Source organism: Paenibacillus sp. FSL H7-0942 (assembly GCF_045040715.1).
GTDB lineage: Bacteria > Bacillota > Bacilli > Paenibacillales > Paenibacillaceae > Paenibacillus > Paenibacillus amylolyticus.
In genome coordinates this window covers 6,478,966-6,499,748 of the sequence record NZ_CP150279.1, presented here as the reverse complement: position 1 = coordinate 6,499,748, position 20,783 = coordinate 6,478,966, and the positions used below count along the sequence as shown (strand labels likewise).

The following is a 20,783-nucleotide window of genomic DNA, read 5'->3' as shown; positions in this document are numbered from 1 at the left end:
ACCGAAATCGTTTTAGGTGTTGAAAAGGAGATCAAGTTTCACACCTGTAAACGTTGATTATAAAAGGATTAATTGATCCATCGGAAGAAATATTTCATCCGAATTAACCCCCGTTTTTACTTGAGATATGTATTCGCTATCATTTTAATTAACTACCGATAACCAGAGGAGATTCTATATGACGACCAACCAAACGAAATATCCGTTTCAAGATACAGCACTAGAATTAGACACCCGGGTGAAGGACCTTGTATCCCGCTTGACGGAAGATGAAAAAATTGAATCCATGCTGCAATATCAGCCGGCAGTAGACCGCCTGGGTGTGCCTGCATACAAACATGGAACAGAAGCGGCACACGGCTTGGCCTGGCTTGGAGAAGCAACATCCTTCCCACAACCGGTGGGGCTTGCATGCACATGGGATGCGGATCTGATGAAAGAGATTGGCTCCGTGCTCGGAGACGAGGCGCGTGTATTTTATAAACGAAATCCGGCAGTGAACGGTCTTACGCTGTGGGCACCTACAGTAGATATGGAACGTGACCCGCGCTGGGGACGGAATGAAGAGGCGTATGGTGAAGATCCGGAACTGACAGCCGAGCTGACAACAGCATTGGTCAAAGGAATTCAGGGCGACCATCCAAAGTATTACAAAGCGGTCGCTACCTTGAAGCATTTCCTCGCCAATAATAACGAAGTGGATCGCGGAAGTGGTTCGTCCAGCATTGATCCACGTAACATGCGTGAATATTATCTGAAGGCGTTTGAGAAGCCATTTAAGGAAGGCGGCGCACAGTCCATGATGACGGCGTACAACTCCATTAATGGTACGCCAGCGTTGTTGCATCCTTTTGTGAACGAGATTGTCAAAGGCGAATGGGGCATGGATGGTTTCATTGTCAGTGATGCAGGCGACGTAATGGGCATCAAGAATGATCATAAATACTATGATTCCCACACACCAGGTACCGTAGAATCCGTGAAGGCCGGAATTGATAGCATCACCGATGATGCTGAGCTGTCCAAACAGGCACTGCGTGAAGGATTGGAACAAGGTACACTCACGATGGATGACATCGATAAGGCGTTGTTCAATACGTTCCGTGTGCGTTTCCGTCTAGGCGAGTTCGATCCGGAAGAAGACAACCCGTACGCTGCTATTGGTGAAGAGTCCATGATGACGGAGAAAGCAAAAGAACTGTCGCTCAGAGCCGCAAGAGAACAAGTGGTATTGCTCAAAAACGACAAAGGCACGCTCCCGCTGGACAAAACAAAAGCTGGTAAAGTGGCTGTGATCGGTCAATTGGGCGGAACCGTCTATCGTGACTGGTATGCAGGCACCATGCCGTATAACGTATCCCCACTTGAGGCGATCCGTGGCAAAGTAGGCAGCGACAAAGTATCGTTCAAGGATGGTAATGACCGTATTACGTTAACTTCCGTAGCCAATGGGAAGAAAATTGGACTGGCAGAAGGTGAGAAATCACCTGTGATTGCTTCGGGAGAAGCGGAGACGTTTATGGTTTCCGACTGGGGCTTCGGAAGTTATACCTTGCAGGCGGAAAGCAACGGCAAATATCTGACCACAGATGAAGAGACCGTAACGGCTTCCGCTGATGAAGTGTACGGCTGGTTCGTGAAGGAAGTATTCCACCTGTTGCCACAACAGGACGGCAGTGTAGGTCTGACCACTTGGAATGGCAAAACGGTGACTGCACCTAATGGTGGAAACGATGCATTAGTAGTGTCCGAAGAACTGAAAACCTTTGGTGCCACAGAGACGTTCAAGCAGGATGTGATTGTGAACGGACTTGAAGAAGCGGTAGCAGCGGCTAAGGCTGCGGAAACGGCGATTGTTTTTGTTGGTAATAATCCGCTTGTAAATGGTAAAGAAGAGATTGACCGTCCAAGTCTGGATCTCGCCGAATCCCAGCAACGTCTGGTTGAGGCGGTCTATGCCGCGAACCCGAACACGGTAGTTGTCATCGTGGGTAGTTATCCGTTCACATCCAACTGGGTTCAGGAGAACATCCCGGCGGTATTGTATACTTCACACGCAGGACAGGAACTGGGTAACGCAGTAGCTGACGTCTTGTATGGCGACTATGCACCAGCAGGCCGTCTGAATATGACATGGGTACAATCGGCAGATCAACTGACCGACATCAAGGATTACGATATCATTCAATCTGGTCGTACGTATCAATATTTTGAAGGTAATGTATTGTATCCGTTTGGACATGGTCTGACGTATGCAACGTTTAAATACAGCAATTTGGAACTTAGCCCAGCTCAAGTGGGTACAGAGGGCAGCGTTACGGTAACTGTAGATGTAACCAATACTGGTTCAATTGCCAGCGACGAGGTTGTACAGTTGTACGTTCGTGCAGGCAAATCCCGGGTGAAACGTCCACTCAAAACGTTAAAAGGATTCCGTCGTCTTCATATCGAAGCGGGAGCTACAGCGAAGGTCAGCTTTACTTTGCCTGTTCAGGAACTGGCGATCTGGGATGTAACTCGTGATCGGTATGTCGTGGAAAGTGGAACTTACTCTATTATGGTTGCCAAGTCATCCTCCGATGTTCAGCTGGTTGCAGACCTGACGGTAGAAGGAGAGACGATCCCTGCCCGTAATCTGGGTGTGGCTACTCGTGCCGAGAATTATGATGCTTACCTGGGTGTTGATCTGGATGAGAGCAAAGAGGGCGGAAGTGCTGTCCGTGTAGTTGGTGAGCAAGGATGGATTGCCTTTAAGGATGCCGATCTGGGTAGTGGGGCAGCAGCAATTGAAGCTCGTGTATCCGCGGAAAAAGCAGGCGCTGTGTTGGAAGTTCGACTCGGTTCACCAGACGGTACGCTCGCAGGACGTGTGGAACTGGCACAAGGTGAAGCCCAGCAGTGGTCTACCGTGAAGGCGGAACTCACAGGTGCATCAGGTGCGCAGGATGTATACATTGTGTTGTCTGCGGGTGTGCGCATCAGTCACTTTGAGATTCGTTAAGTCAAATAACTCATGAAAAAGCCTCCGAACTTATTCGGAGGCTTAGTTTGTTGTTTAATGACCATTTTGCATAAATCCCCTGAGCGGTAGGAAACGAATTATACAAATTTCTATGATATGAACCGTGCTTGTATTGTCCATTAAACGTATTTTTATTTTCCGTCAAACGTAATCATTTTTTGCACAAATTGCTTCAATTGTTTGTTGGTTTCATTCAGTTGCTCAATTGTGCTCATAAAATTGTTTACGAGTTCAGCCTGCTCTTGGGAGCTTGCAGTGATCTCACCAAGTTCATTCTCCATGCCTTGAATGGATTGCCGAACCGAGAGAAGAGAATCTTCAATACGGGCCGTTGCTTCTTTGGTATCGACAGACAGTTTGCGAATTTCTTTGGCAACAACGCCAAAACCTGCACCAGCTTCCCCTACACGGGCAGCTTCTATAGCTGCATTCAAGCCAAGCAGATTGGTTTGCTCGGAGATTTCACGAATGAAACTGGCGACCTGAGTGACATTGCCTGATTTCTGTACGGCTTGTTTGGAATTGTTCCGGATCTCTTCGGTTGTGGCACTGAGTTCCTCGGAGTGTGCAGCTACATGCTGTACACTGTCAATTAACTGGTTAGTCAGATTTTCGGTAGCATCCATGAGCTGTTGCAACTGGTCTTGGTCATCCATACTGTAGAGCAGATTAAACAGGGCGATGACTTCACCTTTTTCATTTTTAATGGGGATAAAAGCCACATCAAAAGGAACACCGAATAAATCTTTAGGGTAGTGATCGAATCGTTTGACTGTACCGCCGTTGAGATCAGCAAAATTTCGATTTCCATCCAATAGAGGGTCGCCGGGTTGATAATTCAGTTGTTTTAACGATTCCCCTGCTGAGAAATATAGGAATTTCTCATGATCAATCACGGAGAGGGTTACATCCTGACGAATCGTATCTCGAAAGAAAGGCATACATGTAATTAATGCTTGAACAATATCCATATAAAAGATGATTCCTCCCTGGTTACCTTATGTAAACGGTTAAATTTTAAATGCTAACTTAATAACTACCTATATTATATATCGTCATGCAATAGAGAAGAAAATAGAGAGAATGGATAAAACCTATTTCTTAAAGAAGACCGCTATACGCCAATAAGACACGAGTCCGCTGGGGATCCGTGCCTTGTTAGTTGGTGAGGGGAATAAAACCAATGTTTACAGCATACTGAGCTGCATTGTAACGATGGTTCGAGTGGCTAGTGTTGCACGGACATCAATCAAACGCTGATTCCGGCTGCCGCGGAAGGGCAAGGAGACATCACGCTCCGCTTCAACGTATCGACCGTCAATAATGACATCGCACAACCGGGCAAGCTCCGCTCTCGCAGAGTCGGTAATCAGTTCTTCATATTCGAATCCCGTGTAGGCCCATACCGTCAGATCAGGACGTGCAGCGCGGAGTTGCTGGACCCAAGACGTACATTCTGCTGCCGAGAAAAAGGGATCACCACCACACAACGTAACTCCATCCAGCAATGGATGGGTCGTCACTTCATGCAGAATCTGCTGCTGCCGCTCCTCTGTAAAGGGCTCACCCGCTCGAAAGCTCCATGAATCCGGACTGAAGCAGCCCGGACAGGCGTGACGACATCCGCTGATGAACAACACGGCACGCAGGCCGGTCCCTTCATTTACCGATTCCGGGATGTAACCATATAGATTCACCGGTGCTTCACCCGATCCCGCACTTCAGCTTGTTTCGCAGCATTGAAGCGTACTTTGTAATCCCCGGTCAGATAGCCAGTTACGCGGCGTAACCGCTGGAAGTGTACATGGTTCTCGTGGGCTTCACAGTTTGGGCATACATTCCCAATGACGCCTTCATAACCACATGCAGGGCAGCGATCAATTGGATGATTAATGGAGAAATAACCGATATCCTGCGCCAGTGCATACTGTACGATCCGCAGGAAAGCTGCGGTGTTGGCCCGAACGTTTCCGTCAAGCTCCACATAGGAGATTGCACCCGCGTTACATAACGTATGGAACGGTGCCTCCAGTTCAATCTTCCGATATGCTGGAAGCGTGTGGTAGACCGGGATATGGAATGAATTCGTATAATACTCCCGATCATTCACTCCGGGAATAATGCCATAACGCTCTCTGTCGATCTTCGTGAATTTGCCGGACAACCCTTCAGCAGGTGTGGCAAACAGTGTGATATTCAAGTTATGCTGCTCGCTCATCCGGTCACAGAACTCTCTCATGGTCCGAATAATGTTGAGCGCTTCGCGATGTACATGAGGGTCCTGTCCATGATGGCGCCCATAGAGAGCTGTCATACATTCCGCGAGTCCGATAAAACCAAGAGATAATGTTCCATGCTTTAAAAGCTCGGCAACCGGCTCGTTCGGGCCAAGCTGTTCTCCACCTTCCCATACACCCTCCCGCATCATGAAGTCCGATGCCTTGGCAGGTTGCAATGTCTGAATTCGGTAGCGGTGCAGCAGGCCGGAAGCGGCATTATGCATAACTGACTCCAAAGCAGTATAGAATCCGGTTCGGTCAGCGACAGCTCTTGCACCTTGGCAAATACCAAACCGGATGCCGAGCTTCACGAGGTTAATGGTGTTGAAGGACAGATTACCTTTACCACTTTGACGATTGCGACCAAACCGGTCAGCCAGTGTACGTGTGCGGCATCCCATGGTTGCGATGATCGTATCCGGATCTTCCGGATGATAGAAGGGCAGATTGAAAGAGGCATCCACATTGACAAAGTTAGGATACATCCGCCGGGATGAACAGGTGACTGCGAGCCGGAACAGATCATAGTTCGGCTCTCCTTGAGCCTGATTGATCCCCTGTTTACATTGGAAAATATGTTGAGGGAACACGGGAGTCTCCCCGTTGCCCAGGCCTCGAATGGTTGCTTCCAGCAACGAGCGTGATACCAACCGTCCTTCCGCAGAAGTACATAATCCATAGTTCAGTGAAGTAAATGGAATCTGACCACCCGCCCGGCTGCTCATCGTATTCAGGTTATGAATCAGTGATTCAGCAGCTTGTCCTGTCTCCAATTCAGTCTCTTCATAGGCGAAGGCATATGCCCGCGGACATTGATTCTTCGCTTCGATGCTATCCAGATGAAGCTGTTCATCCCCGATCAGAACATTTTCACCAAAGAGCCGTTGCCCTTTGCGGTAGTGTTTGCGGAACGATCGCTGTACATAAGGGGCCAGATCCCAGTCAATTTTATTGGCCGATACACCGCCATATTGACTGTTCTGCTGGGATTGGAAGATGATCGCAACCAGAGCCATGGCAGACATGATCGTCTGAGGTGTGCGAACCGATCCGTTACCTGTGTTGAAACCCGCAGCAAGGAGACGGTCAAACGGGATAAAGATACAGTTGGTCGTTCCAAGTGCATACTGATCCAGATCGTGTACATACAGATCCCCATTCTCTACAGCTTGGGCAAGCTCTTCCGGCAACACATGACGCAGAGCATGCCACTTGGCGGTCTCCGAACCGAGCCTGCTCATCTTACCACTGAAGGAATCCCCGTTCAGATTTGCATTTTCCCTCAGCGTATCGGCGTCTTCTGCGCCAATAATTCGTCTTCCCAGGTCGGATAATAGATCGGATGCCGGTGGGGTGGCATACTCAAGCATGTTCATGTAAGGTTCCTCCTAAAATGATTTTGGTTATCATTCAATTCACGTTAAATACTATATGTAGATTCGTCTTATCCATTTATAAACTATATGTGGTTTTTTGGGTGTGATCATGATCACACAGCTTACTGAACAAAATGGACTTTCCTTTAATTGCTGCGGATAAAGGTTCCCAAAGTCTGAGCGGAAGCGTATAATTTCTAGTTATTCTGCAAGTATAATATCCGAAGTCGGACAAGATGGACTTTAATCAAGCTGAAAAGGCGAGTTGCAATGAATTCGCGGTCGTTAAACCATCCGTTTAAGACCTGCTTTTGTCCGCAAATGGGCAATAGGCAGGGAGTATGATTCTCTTATACTTCTACGGTGTTAATCATATAAGTATAGATTGTGACAGCTATTCGGATTTTTGATGACCCCTGTACGTGATTAAACATTCTGAAATACAGATTTGAAAGTGCAGCTAAGATAAGAGGGGTGAATCATGGGGACGGCAGAAGGCATTACAAGAGGCTTCTATGAAGATATAAAGGAAGCTGCGGCCCATATCGTAGACGTATTAAGCGGTATATTGAAGGTCAATACCATCTTTGTTGCCACGAATGACGGGGTGACCAATGTCATTTTGGAGGCCTTTAATCGTACGGAAGAGTTAGTTGTTAAAGGCAGTGCACTTCCATTTACGGATTCATATTGCAGCCTGGTATTAAGAGACAACGGTAACGTGCTTACGATCCCGGATACATGTGAACATCCGATGACACGATCCATGGGCGTTACGAGCGGACTTGGCAATCGCTTCTTCGTGGGCGTGCCTATTATGAGAAGATCGGGCGAAACATTTGGTACCATCTGTCTGATGGATGATCCTGGTTATGTGATCAGCGAAACCGATATGAAGACACTGAAGGCGATGGCTGTATTCCTGGGTTATGTTGTTGATCTGGAAAGCACGTTGCATGTTCAGGAGCAGAAATTGAGTGATTCGGAACAAATGCAAGAACAGCTCCAGGCAGAGAAAGAACGTGCCGAATCTGAGGCTATGACCAAAACACAGATGTTGAAGCTAATGAGTCACGAGATTCGCAATCCTTTGAACGGTATTTTGGGACTGACAGATCTGATGCGCACACCGGATATGCCTGAGGAGCAGTCCGAATATGTGAACATGATTGAGACAAGCGGCAATATTCTGCTTTCCTTGCTGAATAATATGATGAATTTCAACATAAATGAAGCAGGTAAAACGGTTATACATGATGATCCGTTTGATCTGGTAGGTACCATTGAGAATACCGTGTATCTCTATGCCGGGATTGCGACGGGCAAGAACATTGAGCTGGGATTAAATCTTGAACTGAATGTATCTCAAGTGTTCGTTGGTGATGAAGTCAAGATTGGACAGTTGCTTGCACACGTCATTCAATATGCTCTCGATTCAACGCGTGAAGGTTCCGTTCTGATCACAGCAGTGGTGAACGGAGAAGAATTGGAGGAGACCGGTACACTTCAGCTCAAGGTGAAGTACACGGGTCAGATGTTATCGGACAAGAAGAAACCATCCTTTAACAGCCAAGATGAAAAATTGAATATCCAAAAACTGATTGGAAGCAATCTGGGTTTAGCTGTAAGCCAGAATCTTGCCATTCTCATGCATGGCCGTATTCAGGTGAGCAGTGTGAAGGAAAATGAGACGGAATTCAACATTTCACTTCCGTTACGCAGATACTGGGAGTTACCTCAGCTCGCAAGTGTTCAGCAGCGGTTAAAAGGGAAAAAGGTGTTACTTGCCAAGGACCCTGACATTTTGCAAGGTGTCTCTTCCCTGATGCGTAGGTGGGAGATGGATGTACACATGACCTCGGGTTTGACATTAGCGCATGATTGGATCAAGGAAGGATTCATGCCGGATGTAGCCGTTGTGGATATGGGATTAATGGAAGGTGGCGCGGTTGATTTTGTACATGAACTGAAACAGCGACTGGAGAATCTGCCCGTCATTGTTCTTGTTCCTTATGGTATGCACATTGAATTGCATGAAGCAGAGGCCTTTGATGCTGTTCTGACCAAGCCGGTCAGACAGGCTGATCTGTTGAATGCATTGAGCATTACTTTGCCTTAAATCATGATCATAGATCTTTAATCGGCGCACCTTATAGGTGCGCTTTTTTTCGTTTTCCATTTTCTGAGCCAAAGCCCTTTTATTCCGAGCTGGTTACGTTACAATAGAAAGTGAACTTCATCTTTATAACCAATAGAGGAGGATATGCAATCAATGGATTATCGCAGATTAGGTGGAAGCGGACTGAAAGTAAGCGAGATTAGCCTGGGAAGCTGGCTGACGTACGGAGGGTATGTGGAACGTGAGAATGCGGTGAAATCAATTGAAACTGCATTTGATGAAGGCATTAACTTTTTTGATACTGCCAATGTATACGAACGGGGCGCAGCAGAAGAACTGCTTGGGCAGACGCTCAAAGCATATTCCCGTGACTCTTATGTACTTGCAACCAAAGTATTTGGCAAAATGGGTGATGGTCCGAATGACCAGGGGTTATCTCGCAAACATATCAAGGAGCAATGTGAAGCCAGCTTGAAGCGCCTAGGCGTTGAATATGTGGATATCTATTATTGCCATCGTTATCATACCGAAACACCAATTGAAGAAACACTCCGTGCTCTCGATGATCTGGTACGCCAAGGCAAAGTGTTATATGTAGGCGTCAGCCAGTGGACAGCGGCTCAGATGGAAGCTGCGTTGGGTACAGCAGATCGTCTGCTTCTGGATCGTATCGTGGTCAATCAGCCGGTGTACAACATGTTTGACCGTTATATCGAAAATGAAATTATTCCGCTCGGTGAGCGTAAAGGCATCGGACAAGTTGTATACTCCCCGCTTGCTCAAGGTCTATTGACCGGGAAATATACGTCCGTTTCCGATATCCCAGAGAATAGCCGTGCTGCCAAGCTAGGATGGGACGAAGGAAAGATCAATGTGGATCGTATCGGGAAAGTTCGTCAACTGATTGAAGTGGCGGACAAGCTGGATCTGAAGGTTGGCCAACTGGCTCTTGCCTGGATTCTGCGCCAGAACAATGTATCCAGTGCACTTGTAGGGGCGAGTCGTCCCGAGCAGGTAAAAGAGAACGCGGCTGCATCTGGCGTGAAGCTGGATGCTGCCATTGTGGAGGAGATTGAGAGCATCCTTGCTTGATCTCCTGTCAGCAAACAAGCTGAGATGATATGCAATGATCTATAAAGAAAGGGATGTCCTGTGCGCCTGAATAGGCGAACGAGACATCCCTTTTTTGGAGCGTTGAAAGGTTAGATTAATGAAGGGTTAGATCTTACTTTAAAGCGTAAGAGGCAAGGAACGAAAAGTTAAGGCGCACACACGGTTACGCCCTGTATTCTTGGCTTCATATAAAGCACGATCGGCCTGTTCGAAGAAATCGTCATCGTCATGATCATCACAATGATCGGGGTACACGGCTACACCAATGGAGATGGTTAGACGTGTCGTGTGCCCGTCAGGCAGAGCAAAATGGTATTTCTCTACAGCCTGTCGTATAGATTCGGCGGTAGCCACGGCCTGACGGTGTCCACAGTCGAGCAAGAGAATGGCGAATTCTTCCCCACCGTTTCGTGACACGATATCAGCAGAACGTGCATGCTCAACAAGCAGTCGTCCAAGTTGCTTCAGGACCGCATCGCCAGCGGAATGACCATAGGTGTCATTTACCTTTTTGAATCGGTCAATATCAATGGCAAGCAAGGAAAGCTTCTGTTGGTAATCCCGCGCACGCTGAAGTTCCAGTTGAAGTGATTTTTCGAACTGTCGTCGATTGCTCAGGTTGGTAAGATGATCGGTAGAAGCTCTTTTTTCCAATAGAAATAACATTTCATTAGATTTATTAATGAATTCTGCAATGAAATAGATAAATATTCCACCGGCAAAAGAAATGGTCATTTGTAACGGATATATCTTCATTAATGAATTCATGCTGTCTGTATTCAACATAAGGATGATAAAGATTAATGTCATGCCAAGCAGATTCATTGTAATTATTTTGGTCAGTCTGGACCAAGGAGCATAGGCGAAGTATACACCGGACAGTCCGATCAGAGTCATGACAAAACCTGCATCTATGGCAGAGGATGATAAGCCGAACATCAGAATACGAATGACCGAGATCATGAGTCCCGTAACGACCGAAGCCAATCCTCCCATATATACCGCTGCGGTAACGATGGCCAGATGCCGTAGATCTACAATCGTAGTTTCGTTCAGAGGGAAAGAATAGTTCATGAGTACTGTGCCATATATACCGAATAATAAGCCGCCGATCAACTGAACACGTAACGAGGGAAAAGGCAATCGGATACTATAGAACTTTGCGATGATCCCGGACACATACATAAACGTAATCATGACACAGATATTAATGAAAAAAGTGCTAAACAACCGACATTCCCCCTTTTTACGCACATCCCTATATTTTATCTGAAAAGTGGTGCTGTAGCGAACCATAATATCCCAAATTTATGAGGGGATTGCTGGGAAAGATGTTTTATTTGCATATACAGGATGTTAGAGTGATATTGACTTCAATATGCAATGAGATTTATACTTAATCTAAATCAAAATATATTCCTTCTTTTTGGGAAGACCATCATAAGTAGAAGATCAGTGTCTGATTTCATATAAAATGGATCAATAATAAAGGAGAAATGGTTGTGAGAACTTTAAATCTGACGATACAACGACAAGCAGTATATGATGTGGTGCGCCATTCAGAGGATCACCCGACAGCTGCTGATGTCATGAATCGACTCGTGGAACAAGGATATAATCTGGCCTATGGTACGGTGTATAATTCTCTTCGTTATCTGACGGACAAAGAATTGATACGGGAACTTAAACTCGGAGAGACAGCAAGCCGGTACGATGCCCGTATGGATGATCATCAGCATATTATGTGTGAAGTGTGCGGCAAAGTGGACGAGGTGATGACAGAGGTTCCTCCACAATGGATGAAACAGGTAGCTGAAGAAACCGGATATGCAATCGATCATGCTCATGTGGTCTTTGGAGGTGTCTGCGGGGAATGCAGAAACAAACGGATCAAGTAAAAATAAAACTGCCTGGCCGCCGTTTACCCCTAAGGGTTAAACCAGCCTTGTCTGACTCAACACCCCTTGTGGACAATTGTCCGGTTACACGGCGTGTTATTCTGATCAGCCCGATGCCGGGGCAGGTTCATGAACTGGTAAAGGCCTTAACGGATAGCTGCTTTGATGTACTGGTCTTCCATCGCTGGGAACCGGATCTGCATGAGCGTCTTGTCTTTGATCTGTTGATCTATGATCTGTCTGTTGCTGGAACTATCGATGCATTTGCCGGCATTAGCAGCCGATTGAATCGTGAGGCTGAGCACACAACCCCTTGTCTGTATCTGGTCGGTGAGAAGATGATTGGTAGCGCGAGTGGACCGATGCTTCAGGAGGAGTTGCTGGTGTGGCCTGCACGCCCGCAGGAAGCACTTTACCGAGTGCAGCGCATGATTGGCAACAGCCCTGCTCTGCCCAACCGTGGTTTTTTGCCTGAGGAAGGGCACCGTATCGGATTCAAAGATCTGTGGCTCGATCGTGAACGGATGAGTGTACAGCGCGATAATAACCGGATTCATCTAACCAAGACCGAATATGATCTGTTACTCAAACTGATTGATGCTAAAGGTGCAGTCATTTCCCGTGAGGAAATGCTCAGCGATATCTGGGAGACGGACTTTACGGGTGGAAGTAATGTGGTCGATGTTCATATCAAAAGCTTGCGCAAAAAATTGGGCGATAATGCGTCTTCGCCGCAATATATTGTAACAGTAAGAGGAGTGGGCTACCGCCTGGCGGATTAGTCCGCTTTTTTTTGCCCAAATTTTATCTTTCACTTCATGCTTTTTCGGGTACTACCTAATAGAGAGGCAGATCAGAATCATTCCCTTAAAACATGTTCATAGTTCATTCATGAATGTTGAAGAACCTCATCTTAATCTCATGTGAACCTCATGCAAGAGTAGAGTGGGACATGTTAGAATCAATTTAACAGTTAGATCAAGTCTAAATGTATATTTAAACCGAAGCCGAATATGATTTTAATAGTAGATATATAACAGCCGTGAGACCCATTAGAGGAGGACGACATGATGACAGAACGTATGACTACAAATCAGGGAGCACCTGTAGGTGACAACCAGAATTCCCGCACAGCAGGCAGAAGAGGGCCGACACTGCTTGAAGACTACCATCTCATTGAGAAAATAGCCCACTTTGACCGTGAACGTATTCCCGAAAGAGTCGTACATGCGAGAGGTGCCGGAGCTCATGGTGTATTCACGCTGGAGCAGAGTATGAAGGCTTATACAACAGCTGACTTCCTACAAGATCCAGGTACGGAGACGGATGTGCTGGTTCGTTTTTCAACCGTTATTCATGGTACGGGATCACCAGAGACTGCACGAGATCCACGTGGATTTTCCGTCAAATTTTACACACGGGAAGGCAACTATGATATTGTCGGTAATCATCTGCCCGTTTTCTTCATTCGTGATGCGATGAAGTTCCCTGATATGGTGCATTCCTTGAAGCCGGCTCCGGATACAAACATTCAGGAACCTGCCCGATATTGGGACTTTATGACCCTCTCACCGGAATCAACACATATGATGACCTGGTTGTTCTCTGATCTGGGCACACCAGCAAGTTATCGGGAGATGGATGGTTTCAGCGTACATGCTTTCAAATGGATTAATGCACAGGGACAGGTCCACTATGTGAAATACAAATGGGAGTCTGCACAAGGCGTGCGAGGCTTCTCTCGTCAGGAAGCTGCCGAGGTACAGGGGCAAGACTTTAATCATGCTACCCGGGACCTGCATGAACATATCAAGAACGGGCAGTACCCACAGTGGAAGCTTCAGGTACAGCTCTTGAAGCCGGAGCAAATGGATGATTTTGCTTTTGATCCTCTCGATCCAACCAAAACATGGCCTGAAGATGTATTGCCGTTCCATACGGTAGGGACCATGACCCTGAATCGGAATCCACAAAACTTCTTTGCTGAAGTGGAGCAGGCGGCCTTTTCTCCTAGTGCGCTTGTACCCGGAATTGAGCCTTCCGAAGACAAATTGTTGCAAGGACGCCTATTCTCCTATCCAGATACACAGCGTCACCGGCTTGGACCGAACTATTTGCAAATTCCGGTGAATTGCCCGTACGCACCCGTTCGTAATCATCAGCGTGATGGACTCATGAATGTGAATCAGGACCCATCTCCGGTGAACTATGAACCCAACAGTTCAGGAAACAGCCCGCAAGAAGATCTGGCATACCGGGACAGTCAGGTTCCGTTGCAAGGGCATGTTACAAGAGAGAAAATCGAGAAGACGGATGATTATACGCAGTCAGGGGAGCTGTTCCGTTCATTTACTCCTGTAGAGCAGCAGCATTTGCTTGATAATCTGATCAATGACCTTAAGGGCGTATCTGTTGATATTCAAATGCGTGCCCTGTGCCACTTCTTCCGAGCGGATGGACAGCTTGGCGGACGTTTGGCTCATGGACTCGGCGTGGATATTTCTGCACATATGCCGTCACAGGATGGAAAATAAAGTACAGTTTGACCATGTTCTACAACATCATACGGACTAATATTCGTTGAAGACCGGGCAGAACCGCGAACGTGCGGAACTCCCGGTCTTTGGCCTTTTTTACTGAAATGGAAAACAAATTTACAAATCATTTACATAAAATAGCTGACATAGAGGTTGACTTCTCATTTGATGGCACTACAATGGGTAGTGTGAGGGGTGTCAGAAAATGAGAATACACAATTTCAAAGTGGGTGAGCGTGGGCTCAACCGATTTTTTGGTCCGCTGGAGGCCAAGATCATGGACATTTTATGGGCTCGTCCTGGCAGTAGCATCCGTGAAGTGCAGACCGCACTTGAACAAGACAAAGACGTCAATTTTAATACAGTCATGACCGTGATGAACCGGCTCGTAGACAAGGGACTTCTCGGAAAGTCACAAAAGGGCAGAACATCTTTGTACCAACCGGTACAGAGCAAGGAGGAGTTTATGAACGACCAATCCAAGGAACTGTCACATGAGTTGGTGGATGAATTCGGAGCTTTGGCATTGAATCATATGCTGGATGCGCTGGACGAAGCAGATGCGGGTCTGATTGAACGCTTGGAACAGAAGATCAAACAATGGAAAAAGGATAGCGATTAAGATGTGGAAGACCCGCTCGAAACTTTTGTTTACCGTCGGGTTTGGCATTCCGCTACTCGTGTTCATGCAGATGTTCATGTACGCGATGTACAAAATTTTTGGCTGGGATATCCCGTTTAACCTGCTCTGGCTCTGCAATCATTGGATGAGTCGACTGGGATGGTTATCCGTGGGACATTTCCTGCTGGCACTGGTATTGCTGACATTTGCGGGAACAGGTTGGTTGTTAATGGTGCGTATGATGAAAACCAGAGCAGCCGTACGTAAACTTCGCTCCATGGAAGTGCATGCATTGTCTCGTGAACTGGAGTCCAAGTATCACCATCTCGGACAGCCAGGATTCATTGTAGTGGACAAGCATTCTCCGGTTGCATTTACAATTGGTCTATGGAGACCTTGCATCGTACTTTCCACGGGGCTTCTGACGATGCTGGATGCAGAAGAGGAGACTGCAGTTGTGTACCACGAAGTCCATCATCTGTGGCACCGTGACCCACTGAAGACAACACTGTTATCGGTATTTGCAATCATGATGCCGTATATTCCTGTATTGAAGCATACTTCGAAACATTACAATATTGTTAGAGAAATTCTGGCAGACAATGAGGCCATTGAGCGTACAGGCAATGTGGCTGGCATTGGCAGTGCTTTGCTCAAGTTGCTCCGTGCTTGTCCTGAACCTTGGGGGGCCAAAGAACTGACCGTTCAATCCTCATTTGCGGATACGTCGGTGAATGTCCGAATTTCACGTCTGCTGGACCCGGAACAGGACGTGACGCTGAGGTTGCCACGTTATGCTGTTCTGATGTCGGCTACTGTTTTTCTATTGCTGTCTATCTTGTTTGTTTGGTCCATCGGATAGATTAATTGGGCTAAATGTGAAGTCAAATATAATGAGGAAGGAAGATGAACATGAATAATAAAAGTGTAGAGATTGGATTACTTTTCTCAAGGATTATGATCGGTTTGATCTTTGTATTGCACGGCTGGAGTAAATTTGAAGGTGGAATCAGCGGTACGGTAGGTTTTTTCGAAAGCATTGGTATTCCCGGATTTCTTGCATCCGTTGTAGCCATCATTGAGTTGGTAGGTGGTGCAGCGATGATTCTGGGTCTGGGAACACGTGTGTTTGCTGCCCTGTTTGCCATCGTGATGGTTGGCGTTCTGTTTACAGCCAAAGTGGGTGAGCCGTTCCTGAGTGGTACCGAGTTAGATTACCTGCTTCTTGCGGGTTCCCTGACACTGCTCTTCACAGGAAGCCGCCTCCTGGCCGTGGATTATCTGTTCTCCAGACAGGGGAACGCTCGCCAGAATGTGAGTGCTTGATTTGACTAACGATTGCTAAAAATAATGAAGTGCAGGATGAGTCCTGTAACGAGGTTCTTTATTGGCCAGGCCGGTTCGGGAATTGATTTGCGAACCGGGCTGATCAGTAGAGAACTTTTTTCGTTTGGACGACATGCCTGAGGTTTGTTACAATGAGAATAAGTATGCAACTAAGAAAAAATAAGGAGGATGCATTTTATGATTAACGTCATTCCATCCGATGCCCGCTCCAGCTTCGATCGAGGCTGGCTCCGTGGTAGTCACAGCTTTTCTTTCGGAGAATACCAAGACCCGGAGAATACGGCGTTTGGACCGATGCGGGTAGCGAACGACGATGTGATCGCGCCTGGTCGCGGTTTTGGAGCTCACCCGCATAGTGATATGGAGATTGTATCGATCGTACTGAACGGCAAGTTGCGACATGAAGATAATCTGGGCAATGTAGCCGTTACAGGCTTTGGTTGTATCCAGCGGATGTCAGCAGGCAGTGGCATGATTCATACCGAACATAATGCATCCGATACCGAAGAAGTACGTTTGCTTCAGCTCTGGTTCATGCCACAGACAAAAGGGTTGGAGCCCTCCTATGAGACGACATCATTTGATCCAGCGGCATTGGCAGGAGCACTCGTGCCGATTGTATCCCCAGATGGGGGACCAAGAGTTGCGACCATTCATCAGGATATGACGATCTACCTTGGCCGATTAGCCAAAGACGAAACGTTAACCTTCAATCAGGAGGCAGGCCGCCGAATGTACATTTTCTGCATCGAAGGCAAGCTGGGATTGGATGGAGAGTACCTGTTGAACGAAGGCGACACGGCTCGTGTGGGACAGCAGGATTCAATCGAACTGCAAGGAAACGAAGATACGTTCTATATGATTATTGATTTGCCGTAGATGGCTGATGAAATGAATGAACTCCAAGATGAAGGAGGATATACACGTATGGCGCAACAGGAATGGTTTATGGTTAAACATGCGGTGACCGGGCGAGGGTTAGCTAATAGCAAAACAGATTCGCTGTCCTATCGGTTCCAACAGGAGGGTACAAGTTTCATATTTACCGTTACGGGTCTGGACGAGCAGATTGTGGAACAGATTATGGAGCTTAGACAGGAACTGAATGTATTCCGTTTTGTCCAACGCAAGGATCAGCCCCTTTTGAAACACTGGTACTACGTAGATGGTGAACGGGTAGTATACGACAGGGAGAGTCACACGCTAAGCATCTATGCGAAGTCGGAGATTCGTTATGTGCCTGAAGATTATTTTGCGGATTAACTTATAAGTACCTATAGAACTTGGAACATCTCAGAGGTCTCTGTTAAATACAGAGGCCTTTTTGCTGTCTGAAAACTCAGAGAATTTAATCGTAATTTTGCAAAAAAGACCACATAATTCCCTGCTGTCTGGCACAAGCTACCTTGTATAAAAACAAGAACGGAGGGGCGGCATATGGCAGACAAAACATCTGGGAAAGACAAGTCCGGACAACCGGGACGAGCTTCAGAAGAAAAAAAACATATTCCTTTGGGACTGCCGTCCCCGCCTTTTCTTCGGCAGCCAATTAGTGCAGTACATGAAACTCAGATTAAGGCGGTAAAGGAGATATTCTCCGATTGTTCTGATGTGGTTTTTCGCAACGTCATGATTACGCCTGAAGTGAAAGGACTTCTCGTCTATATTGAAGGTATTGTCAATTCGGCTGATATCCAGGAACACATGCTGCGACCGATTATTCAAGGGCTGGTGCAGCAGCGAACAGATGAACCTGATGTTCCACTGGATGATACAACCGTTGAGCTAACACAGGTGAAGCGAGTGGATACCTGGGCTGCTGCGACAGAAGGGGTGCTGGCATCCTCTGCCCTTCTGGTGGTCGACGGAAGTAACAAAGCCTGGATGTTCAATGTCAAAGGTGGAGTCAGACGTGGTGTGGAGGAACCGCAGACAGAATCCGTGATTCGGGGACCGCGGGAGGGATTTACGGAAACGCTCCGTGTGAATACGGCCTTATTGCGGTTCAAGCTGAAAACACCTGCTCTCAAGATGGTGAGTATGACCCTTGGAACAGACACCAAGACAGATATTGTGCTGACCTACCTGGAAGGTATTGCCGATCCAAAAACGATTCAAGATGTTAAGAAACGTCTGGAAAAAATCAATATTGATGGCATCCTGGAGACGGGTTATATCGAGGAATTGATTGAAGATCATCCGTATTCCCCTTTTCCTCAGATGCACTACTCGGAGCGGCCGGATACCGTTGCAGGCAATCTGTTGGAAGGACGCTTTGCCATTATGGTAGATGGAACCCCATTCTCGCTGATTGCTCCAGTCACGATGTGGCAGATGCTGCAAGCCAGCGAGGATTATTACGAGCGATTCTTCATCAGTAATCTGGTGCGGTGGATTCGCTTCCTATTCGTAGCCATCGCTCTGTTCCTGCCAGCCTTGTATATTTCTATTACAACATTTCATCAGGACATGCTGCCAACTACGCTGATTCTAAGTATCGCAGGTGCACGGGAAGCCATTCCTTTTCCAGCTTTGGTTGAGGCGCTCATTATGGAGCTGTCGTTCGAAGCTCTCCGGGAAGCGGGGGTCAGGTTACCCAAAACAGTGGGTCAGGCTGTCAGTATCCTCGGTGCACTTGTGATCGGACAGGCCGCAGTTCAAGCGGGGATTGTATCCGCACCGATGGTTATTATCGTATCCATGACAGGAATAGCTTCCTTCACGATCCCGCGATTTAACTTCGCGATTACGGTGCGTCTACTCCGATTTCCGATCATGTTACTGGCAGGTATGCTTGGACTATATGGCATCGTCATCGGCTTGGTTCTGATCTCGGTACATCTGACACAGATGACTTCGTTCGGTGTCCCATATCTCTCCGGTCTTAGCCCGTACAGTAAAACAGATACCAAAGACATTCTCATTCGTGTGCCATGGTGGAAAATGATCAATCGTCCTTCTACGGTACATCGGGATCAGAAACGGATGACCGAAAAGATCAACGGTTCCCCTGAAGCTGAGGAAGGGTGGTGAACCCATGCAGTTCATATATAAGTACCGGGCAGTGATAGCGCTGTTGTTATGTACCACTTTTATTTCAGGTTGCTGGGATCGTAAGGAGATTAACGATGTTGCCTTTGTGATTGGTATTGCTGTCGATAAGGAGGGAGACAATTACAGATCCAGTCTTCAGATTGCTCTGCCGGGACAATCCGGTTCTTCCGGTAGTGAAGGAGGCGGAGGCGGCACGAGTGGAGATAAATCCTGGTTCATGTTATCCAATACAGCCAAATCATTGCATGGTACGTCTATTGAAGGTCAAAAGGAACTCTCACGAAGAATCTACTATGCGCATCGCCGTACGATGCTTATTGGTGAGGAGCTTGCCCGGGATGGCGTGGCCTCCATGCTTGATCTGTTTACGCGGTATCCGCTGAACCGATTCTCTGCATTGCCAGTGGTCACAAAAGGTGCAGCATATGAAGTCATGGATACGGATGCACCTATAGAGAAGTTTCCATCCGAGATGGTGCGGGAACTGTGTTTCCTCAATATGCGTAATCCACGTTCACTTAAAACATTTATAGATGCCATTCTTAGTGAAGGTGTGGATCCATTCCTGCCGGTCGCTTCGAAAGTGACCAATGTTCCAAAAGGGTGGAAGGACGCCAAAACAAACATCAAGCTGGATGGATTGGCCATCTTCAAGAAAGATAAGTTGGTTGGCATGATTGACAAAGCTCCAGCTGATGCGCTCATTCTTGCTATGGGCGAAGCCAATGCGCCGGAGATTATGGTTAAAGCTCCTGGCGGAGATGGAAATATGTTCATCAAGTTGAACGAGAACAACGCTTCACTACATCCCAGTATCAAGGCTGATAAGGTCACCGTGAATATTGAATTATATGCCAAGGGAGTTCTCGTAGATAACGAATCCAATTATGGTGACCGACGTGAGAATGAGATTCAGAAGATAAATGAAGCCATTCACGAGAAAATAAAATTGGATATCGAGGAAGGTGTCCGGTTGGTTCAGGGGAAATATCATGCGGACATTCTTGGAATCGGTCGATCCATTCATCAACATCTGCCGGCCAAGTGGGACACGATGAAGGATCGCTGGGATGACATATACCCTGAAGTCGAGGTGACGGTTACTCCCCATGTCATTATTGAAAACGTTGGGGTGAGCAATAAACCAATTGGCGTGGGAGAGGATGAAGTTGTACATGATTAAACCACTCTTATTTACCTTCCTGGCCATGGTAATCGTGGTCATTTTGATGGATTTCAGACATTTGAAACAGGCAGCTGCCATTAATCGCTGGCTATCCTATAGTTTGATAGCAGTGGCTACAGGCATTTGGTTCTATGTGACTAATCTAAGCAAAACCTTATTTGTGTCGGTATGGATAAGCCACGTTATCCAGCGCTTACTGCCACTGCCCTAGGTTGTGGACAGGATGCATT

General features: G+C 47.0%; 18 protein-coding genes. 14 read left to right on the top strand and 4 right to left on the bottom strand.

Annotation, left to right across the window (positions count from 1 at the left end; genetic code table 11):
• Window positions 1-178 precede the first annotated feature (178 nt).
• Entirely contained in the window at window positions 179-3,001 is a 2,823-nt protein-coding gene (locus tag MHI48_RS28420; protein ID WP_405142442.1) for a glycoside hydrolase family 3 C-terminal domain-containing protein, read from the top strand.
• Between the two features lie 152 nt (window positions 3,002-3,153).
• Here the strand turns inward: MHI48_RS28420 and MHI48_RS28415 are convergent, their stop codons facing one another.
• The 3 genes from MHI48_RS28415 to MHI48_RS28405 form a co-directional block, all read right to left on the bottom strand.
• Window positions 3,154-3,993, bottom strand: a complete 840-nt coding sequence (locus tag MHI48_RS28415; RefSeq protein ID WP_036612816.1) for a methyl-accepting chemotaxis protein — start codon at window positions 3,991-3,993, stop codon at window positions 3,154-3,156.
• A 216-nt stretch (window positions 3,994-4,209) separates the two neighbouring features.
• Window positions 4,210-4,719, bottom strand: coding sequence for an anaerobic ribonucleoside-triphosphate reductase activating protein (nrdG, locus tag MHI48_RS28410; RefSeq protein WP_127548895.1), 510 nt, complete (start codon window positions 4,717-4,719; stop codon window positions 4,210-4,212).
• Window positions 4,716-6,677: an anaerobic ribonucleoside triphosphate reductase gene (locus MHI48_RS28405; RefSeq protein WP_405142439.1), complete on the bottom strand. Its 1,962-nt coding sequence runs from the start codon at window positions 6,675-6,677 to the stop codon at window positions 4,716-4,718. The genes nrdG and MHI48_RS28405 overlap by 4 nt, the downstream gene beginning before the upstream one ends.
• Before the next feature lie 481 nt (window positions 6,678-7,158).
• Between MHI48_RS28405 and MHI48_RS28400 the strand changes: the two genes are divergently transcribed.
• Complete coding sequence (locus MHI48_RS28400) at window positions 7,159-8,796, top strand: histidine kinase dimerization/phospho-acceptor domain-containing protein (protein WP_051447283.1); 1,638 nt, start codon at window positions 7,159-7,161, stop codon at window positions 8,794-8,796.
• A 153-nt stretch (window positions 8,797-8,949) separates the two neighbouring features.
• Entirely contained in the window at window positions 8,950-9,888 is a 939-nt protein-coding gene (locus MHI48_RS28395; RefSeq protein WP_036612812.1) for an aldo/keto reductase family protein, read from the top strand.
• A 138-nt stretch (window positions 9,889-10,026) separates the two neighbouring features.
• Here the strand turns inward: MHI48_RS28395 and MHI48_RS28390 are convergent, their stop codons facing one another.
• The gene (locus tag MHI48_RS28390; protein ID WP_405142436.1) at window positions 10,027-11,139 is read right to left on the bottom strand and encodes a GGDEF domain-containing protein; all 1,113 of its coding nucleotides are present in this window, start codon (window positions 11,137-11,139) and stop codon (window positions 10,027-10,029) included.
• 272 nt (window positions 11,140-11,411) lie between these two features.
• Between MHI48_RS28390 and MHI48_RS28385 the strand changes: the two genes are divergently transcribed.
• The 11 genes from MHI48_RS28385 (at window position 11,412) to MHI48_RS28335 (ending at window position 20,764) form a co-directional block, all read left to right on the top strand.
• Window positions 11,412-11,807, top strand: coding sequence for a Fur family transcriptional regulator (locus tag MHI48_RS28385; protein WP_036612807.1), 396 nt, complete (start codon window positions 11,412-11,414; stop codon window positions 11,805-11,807).
• Window positions 11,783-12,589, top strand: coding sequence for a winged-helix domain-containing protein (locus tag MHI48_RS28380; protein ID WP_036612804.1), 807 nt, complete (start codon window positions 11,783-11,785; stop codon window positions 12,587-12,589). Before MHI48_RS28385 ends, MHI48_RS28380 begins: the two co-directional genes overlap by 25 nt.
• Window positions 12,590-12,877: 288 nt before the next feature.
• On the top strand, window positions 12,878-14,341 hold the full coding sequence (locus MHI48_RS28375) for a catalase (protein WP_405144750.1): 1,464 nt from the start codon (window positions 12,878-12,880) through the stop codon (window positions 14,339-14,341).
• Window positions 14,342-14,549: 208 nt separating this feature from the next.
• Complete coding sequence (locus MHI48_RS28370; protein WP_017691824.1) at window positions 14,550-14,966, top strand: BlaI/MecI/CopY family transcriptional regulator; 417 nt, start codon at window positions 14,550-14,552, stop codon at window positions 14,964-14,966.
• A gap of 1 nt (window position 14,967) precedes the next feature.
• Window positions 14,968-15,828 carry a M56 family metallopeptidase gene (locus tag MHI48_RS28365; RefSeq protein WP_047840779.1) on the top strand — a complete coding sequence of 287 codons (861 nt, stop codon included), beginning with the start codon at window positions 14,968-14,970 and terminating at the stop codon, window positions 15,826-15,828.
• A 50-nt stretch (window positions 15,829-15,878) separates the two neighbouring features.
• Window positions 15,879-16,292 carry a DoxX family protein gene (locus MHI48_RS28360; protein ID WP_100528505.1) on the top strand — a complete coding sequence of 138 codons (414 nt, stop codon included), beginning with the start codon at window positions 15,879-15,881 and terminating at the stop codon, window positions 16,290-16,292.
• Between the two features lie 198 nt (window positions 16,293-16,490).
• Entirely contained in the window at window positions 16,491-17,192 is a 702-nt protein-coding gene (locus MHI48_RS28355; protein ID WP_405142433.1) for a pirin family protein, read from the top strand.
• 48 nt (window positions 17,193-17,240) lie between these two features.
• Window positions 17,241-17,576 (top strand): hypothetical protein, encoded by a 336-nt coding sequence (locus MHI48_RS28350; protein ID WP_036612792.1) that lies wholly within the window; start codon window positions 17,241-17,243, stop codon window positions 17,574-17,576.
• A gap of 174 nt (window positions 17,577-17,750) precedes the next feature.
• Complete coding sequence (locus tag MHI48_RS28345; RefSeq protein WP_405142431.1) at window positions 17,751-19,346, top strand: spore germination protein; 1,596 nt, start codon at window positions 17,751-17,753, stop codon at window positions 19,344-19,346.
• A 4-nt stretch (window positions 19,347-19,350) separates the two neighbouring features.
• On the top strand, window positions 19,351-20,550 hold the full coding sequence (locus MHI48_RS28340; protein WP_076328705.1) for a Ger(x)C family spore germination protein: 1,200 nt from the start codon (window positions 19,351-19,353) through the stop codon (window positions 20,548-20,550).
• Complete coding sequence (locus MHI48_RS28335; RefSeq protein WP_036612790.1) at window positions 20,543-20,764, top strand: hypothetical protein; 222 nt, start codon at window positions 20,543-20,545, stop codon at window positions 20,762-20,764. The genes MHI48_RS28340 and MHI48_RS28335 overlap by 8 nt, the downstream gene beginning before the upstream one ends.
• Window positions 20,765-20,783 lie beyond the last annotated feature (19 nt).

Coding starts and splice junctions, on each gene's coding strand:
- MHI48_RS28420 (WP_405142442.1), top strand. CDS start 179: ATGACGACCAACCAAACGAAATATCCGTTTCAAGATACAGCACTAGAA.
- MHI48_RS28380 (WP_036612804.1), top strand. CDS start 11,783: ATGCAGAAACAAACGGATCAAGTAAAAATAAAACTGCCTGGCCGCCGT.
- MHI48_RS28350 (WP_036612792.1), top strand. CDS start 17,241: ATGGCGCAACAGGAATGGTTTATGGTTAAACATGCGGTGACCGGGCGA.
- MHI48_RS28375 (WP_405144750.1), top strand. CDS start 12,878: ATGACAGAACGTATGACTACAAATCAGGGAGCACCTGTAGGTGACAAC.
- MHI48_RS28365 (WP_047840779.1), top strand. CDS start 14,968: ATGTGGAAGACCCGCTCGAAACTTTTGTTTACCGTCGGGTTTGGCATT.
- MHI48_RS28345 (WP_405142431.1), top strand. CDS start 17,751: ATGGCAGACAAAACATCTGGGAAAGACAAGTCCGGACAACCGGGACGA.
- MHI48_RS28335 (WP_036612790.1), top strand. CDS start 20,543: ATGATTAAACCACTCTTATTTACCTTCCTGGCCATGGTAATCGTGGTC.
- MHI48_RS28415 (WP_036612816.1), bottom strand. CDS start 3,993: ATGGATATTGTTCAAGCATTAATTACATGTATGCCTTTCTTTCGAGAT.
- MHI48_RS28400 (WP_051447283.1), top strand. CDS start 7,159: ATGGGGACGGCAGAAGGCATTACAAGAGGCTTCTATGAAGATATAAAG.
- MHI48_RS28360 (WP_100528505.1), top strand. CDS start 15,879: ATGAATAATAAAAGTGTAGAGATTGGATTACTTTTCTCAAGGATTATG.
- MHI48_RS28340 (WP_076328705.1), top strand. CDS start 19,351: ATGCAGTTCATATATAAGTACCGGGCAGTGATAGCGCTGTTGTTATGT.
- MHI48_RS28405 (WP_405142439.1), bottom strand. CDS start 6,677: ATGAACATGCTTGAGTATGCCACCCCACCGGCATCCGATCTATTATCC.
- MHI48_RS28370 (WP_017691824.1), top strand. CDS start 14,550: ATGAGAATACACAATTTCAAAGTGGGTGAGCGTGGGCTCAACCGATTT.
- MHI48_RS28355 (WP_405142433.1), top strand. CDS start 16,491: ATGATTAACGTCATTCCATCCGATGCCCGCTCCAGCTTCGATCGAGGC.
- MHI48_RS28395 (WP_036612812.1), top strand. CDS start 8,950: ATGGATTATCGCAGATTAGGTGGAAGCGGACTGAAAGTAAGCGAGATT.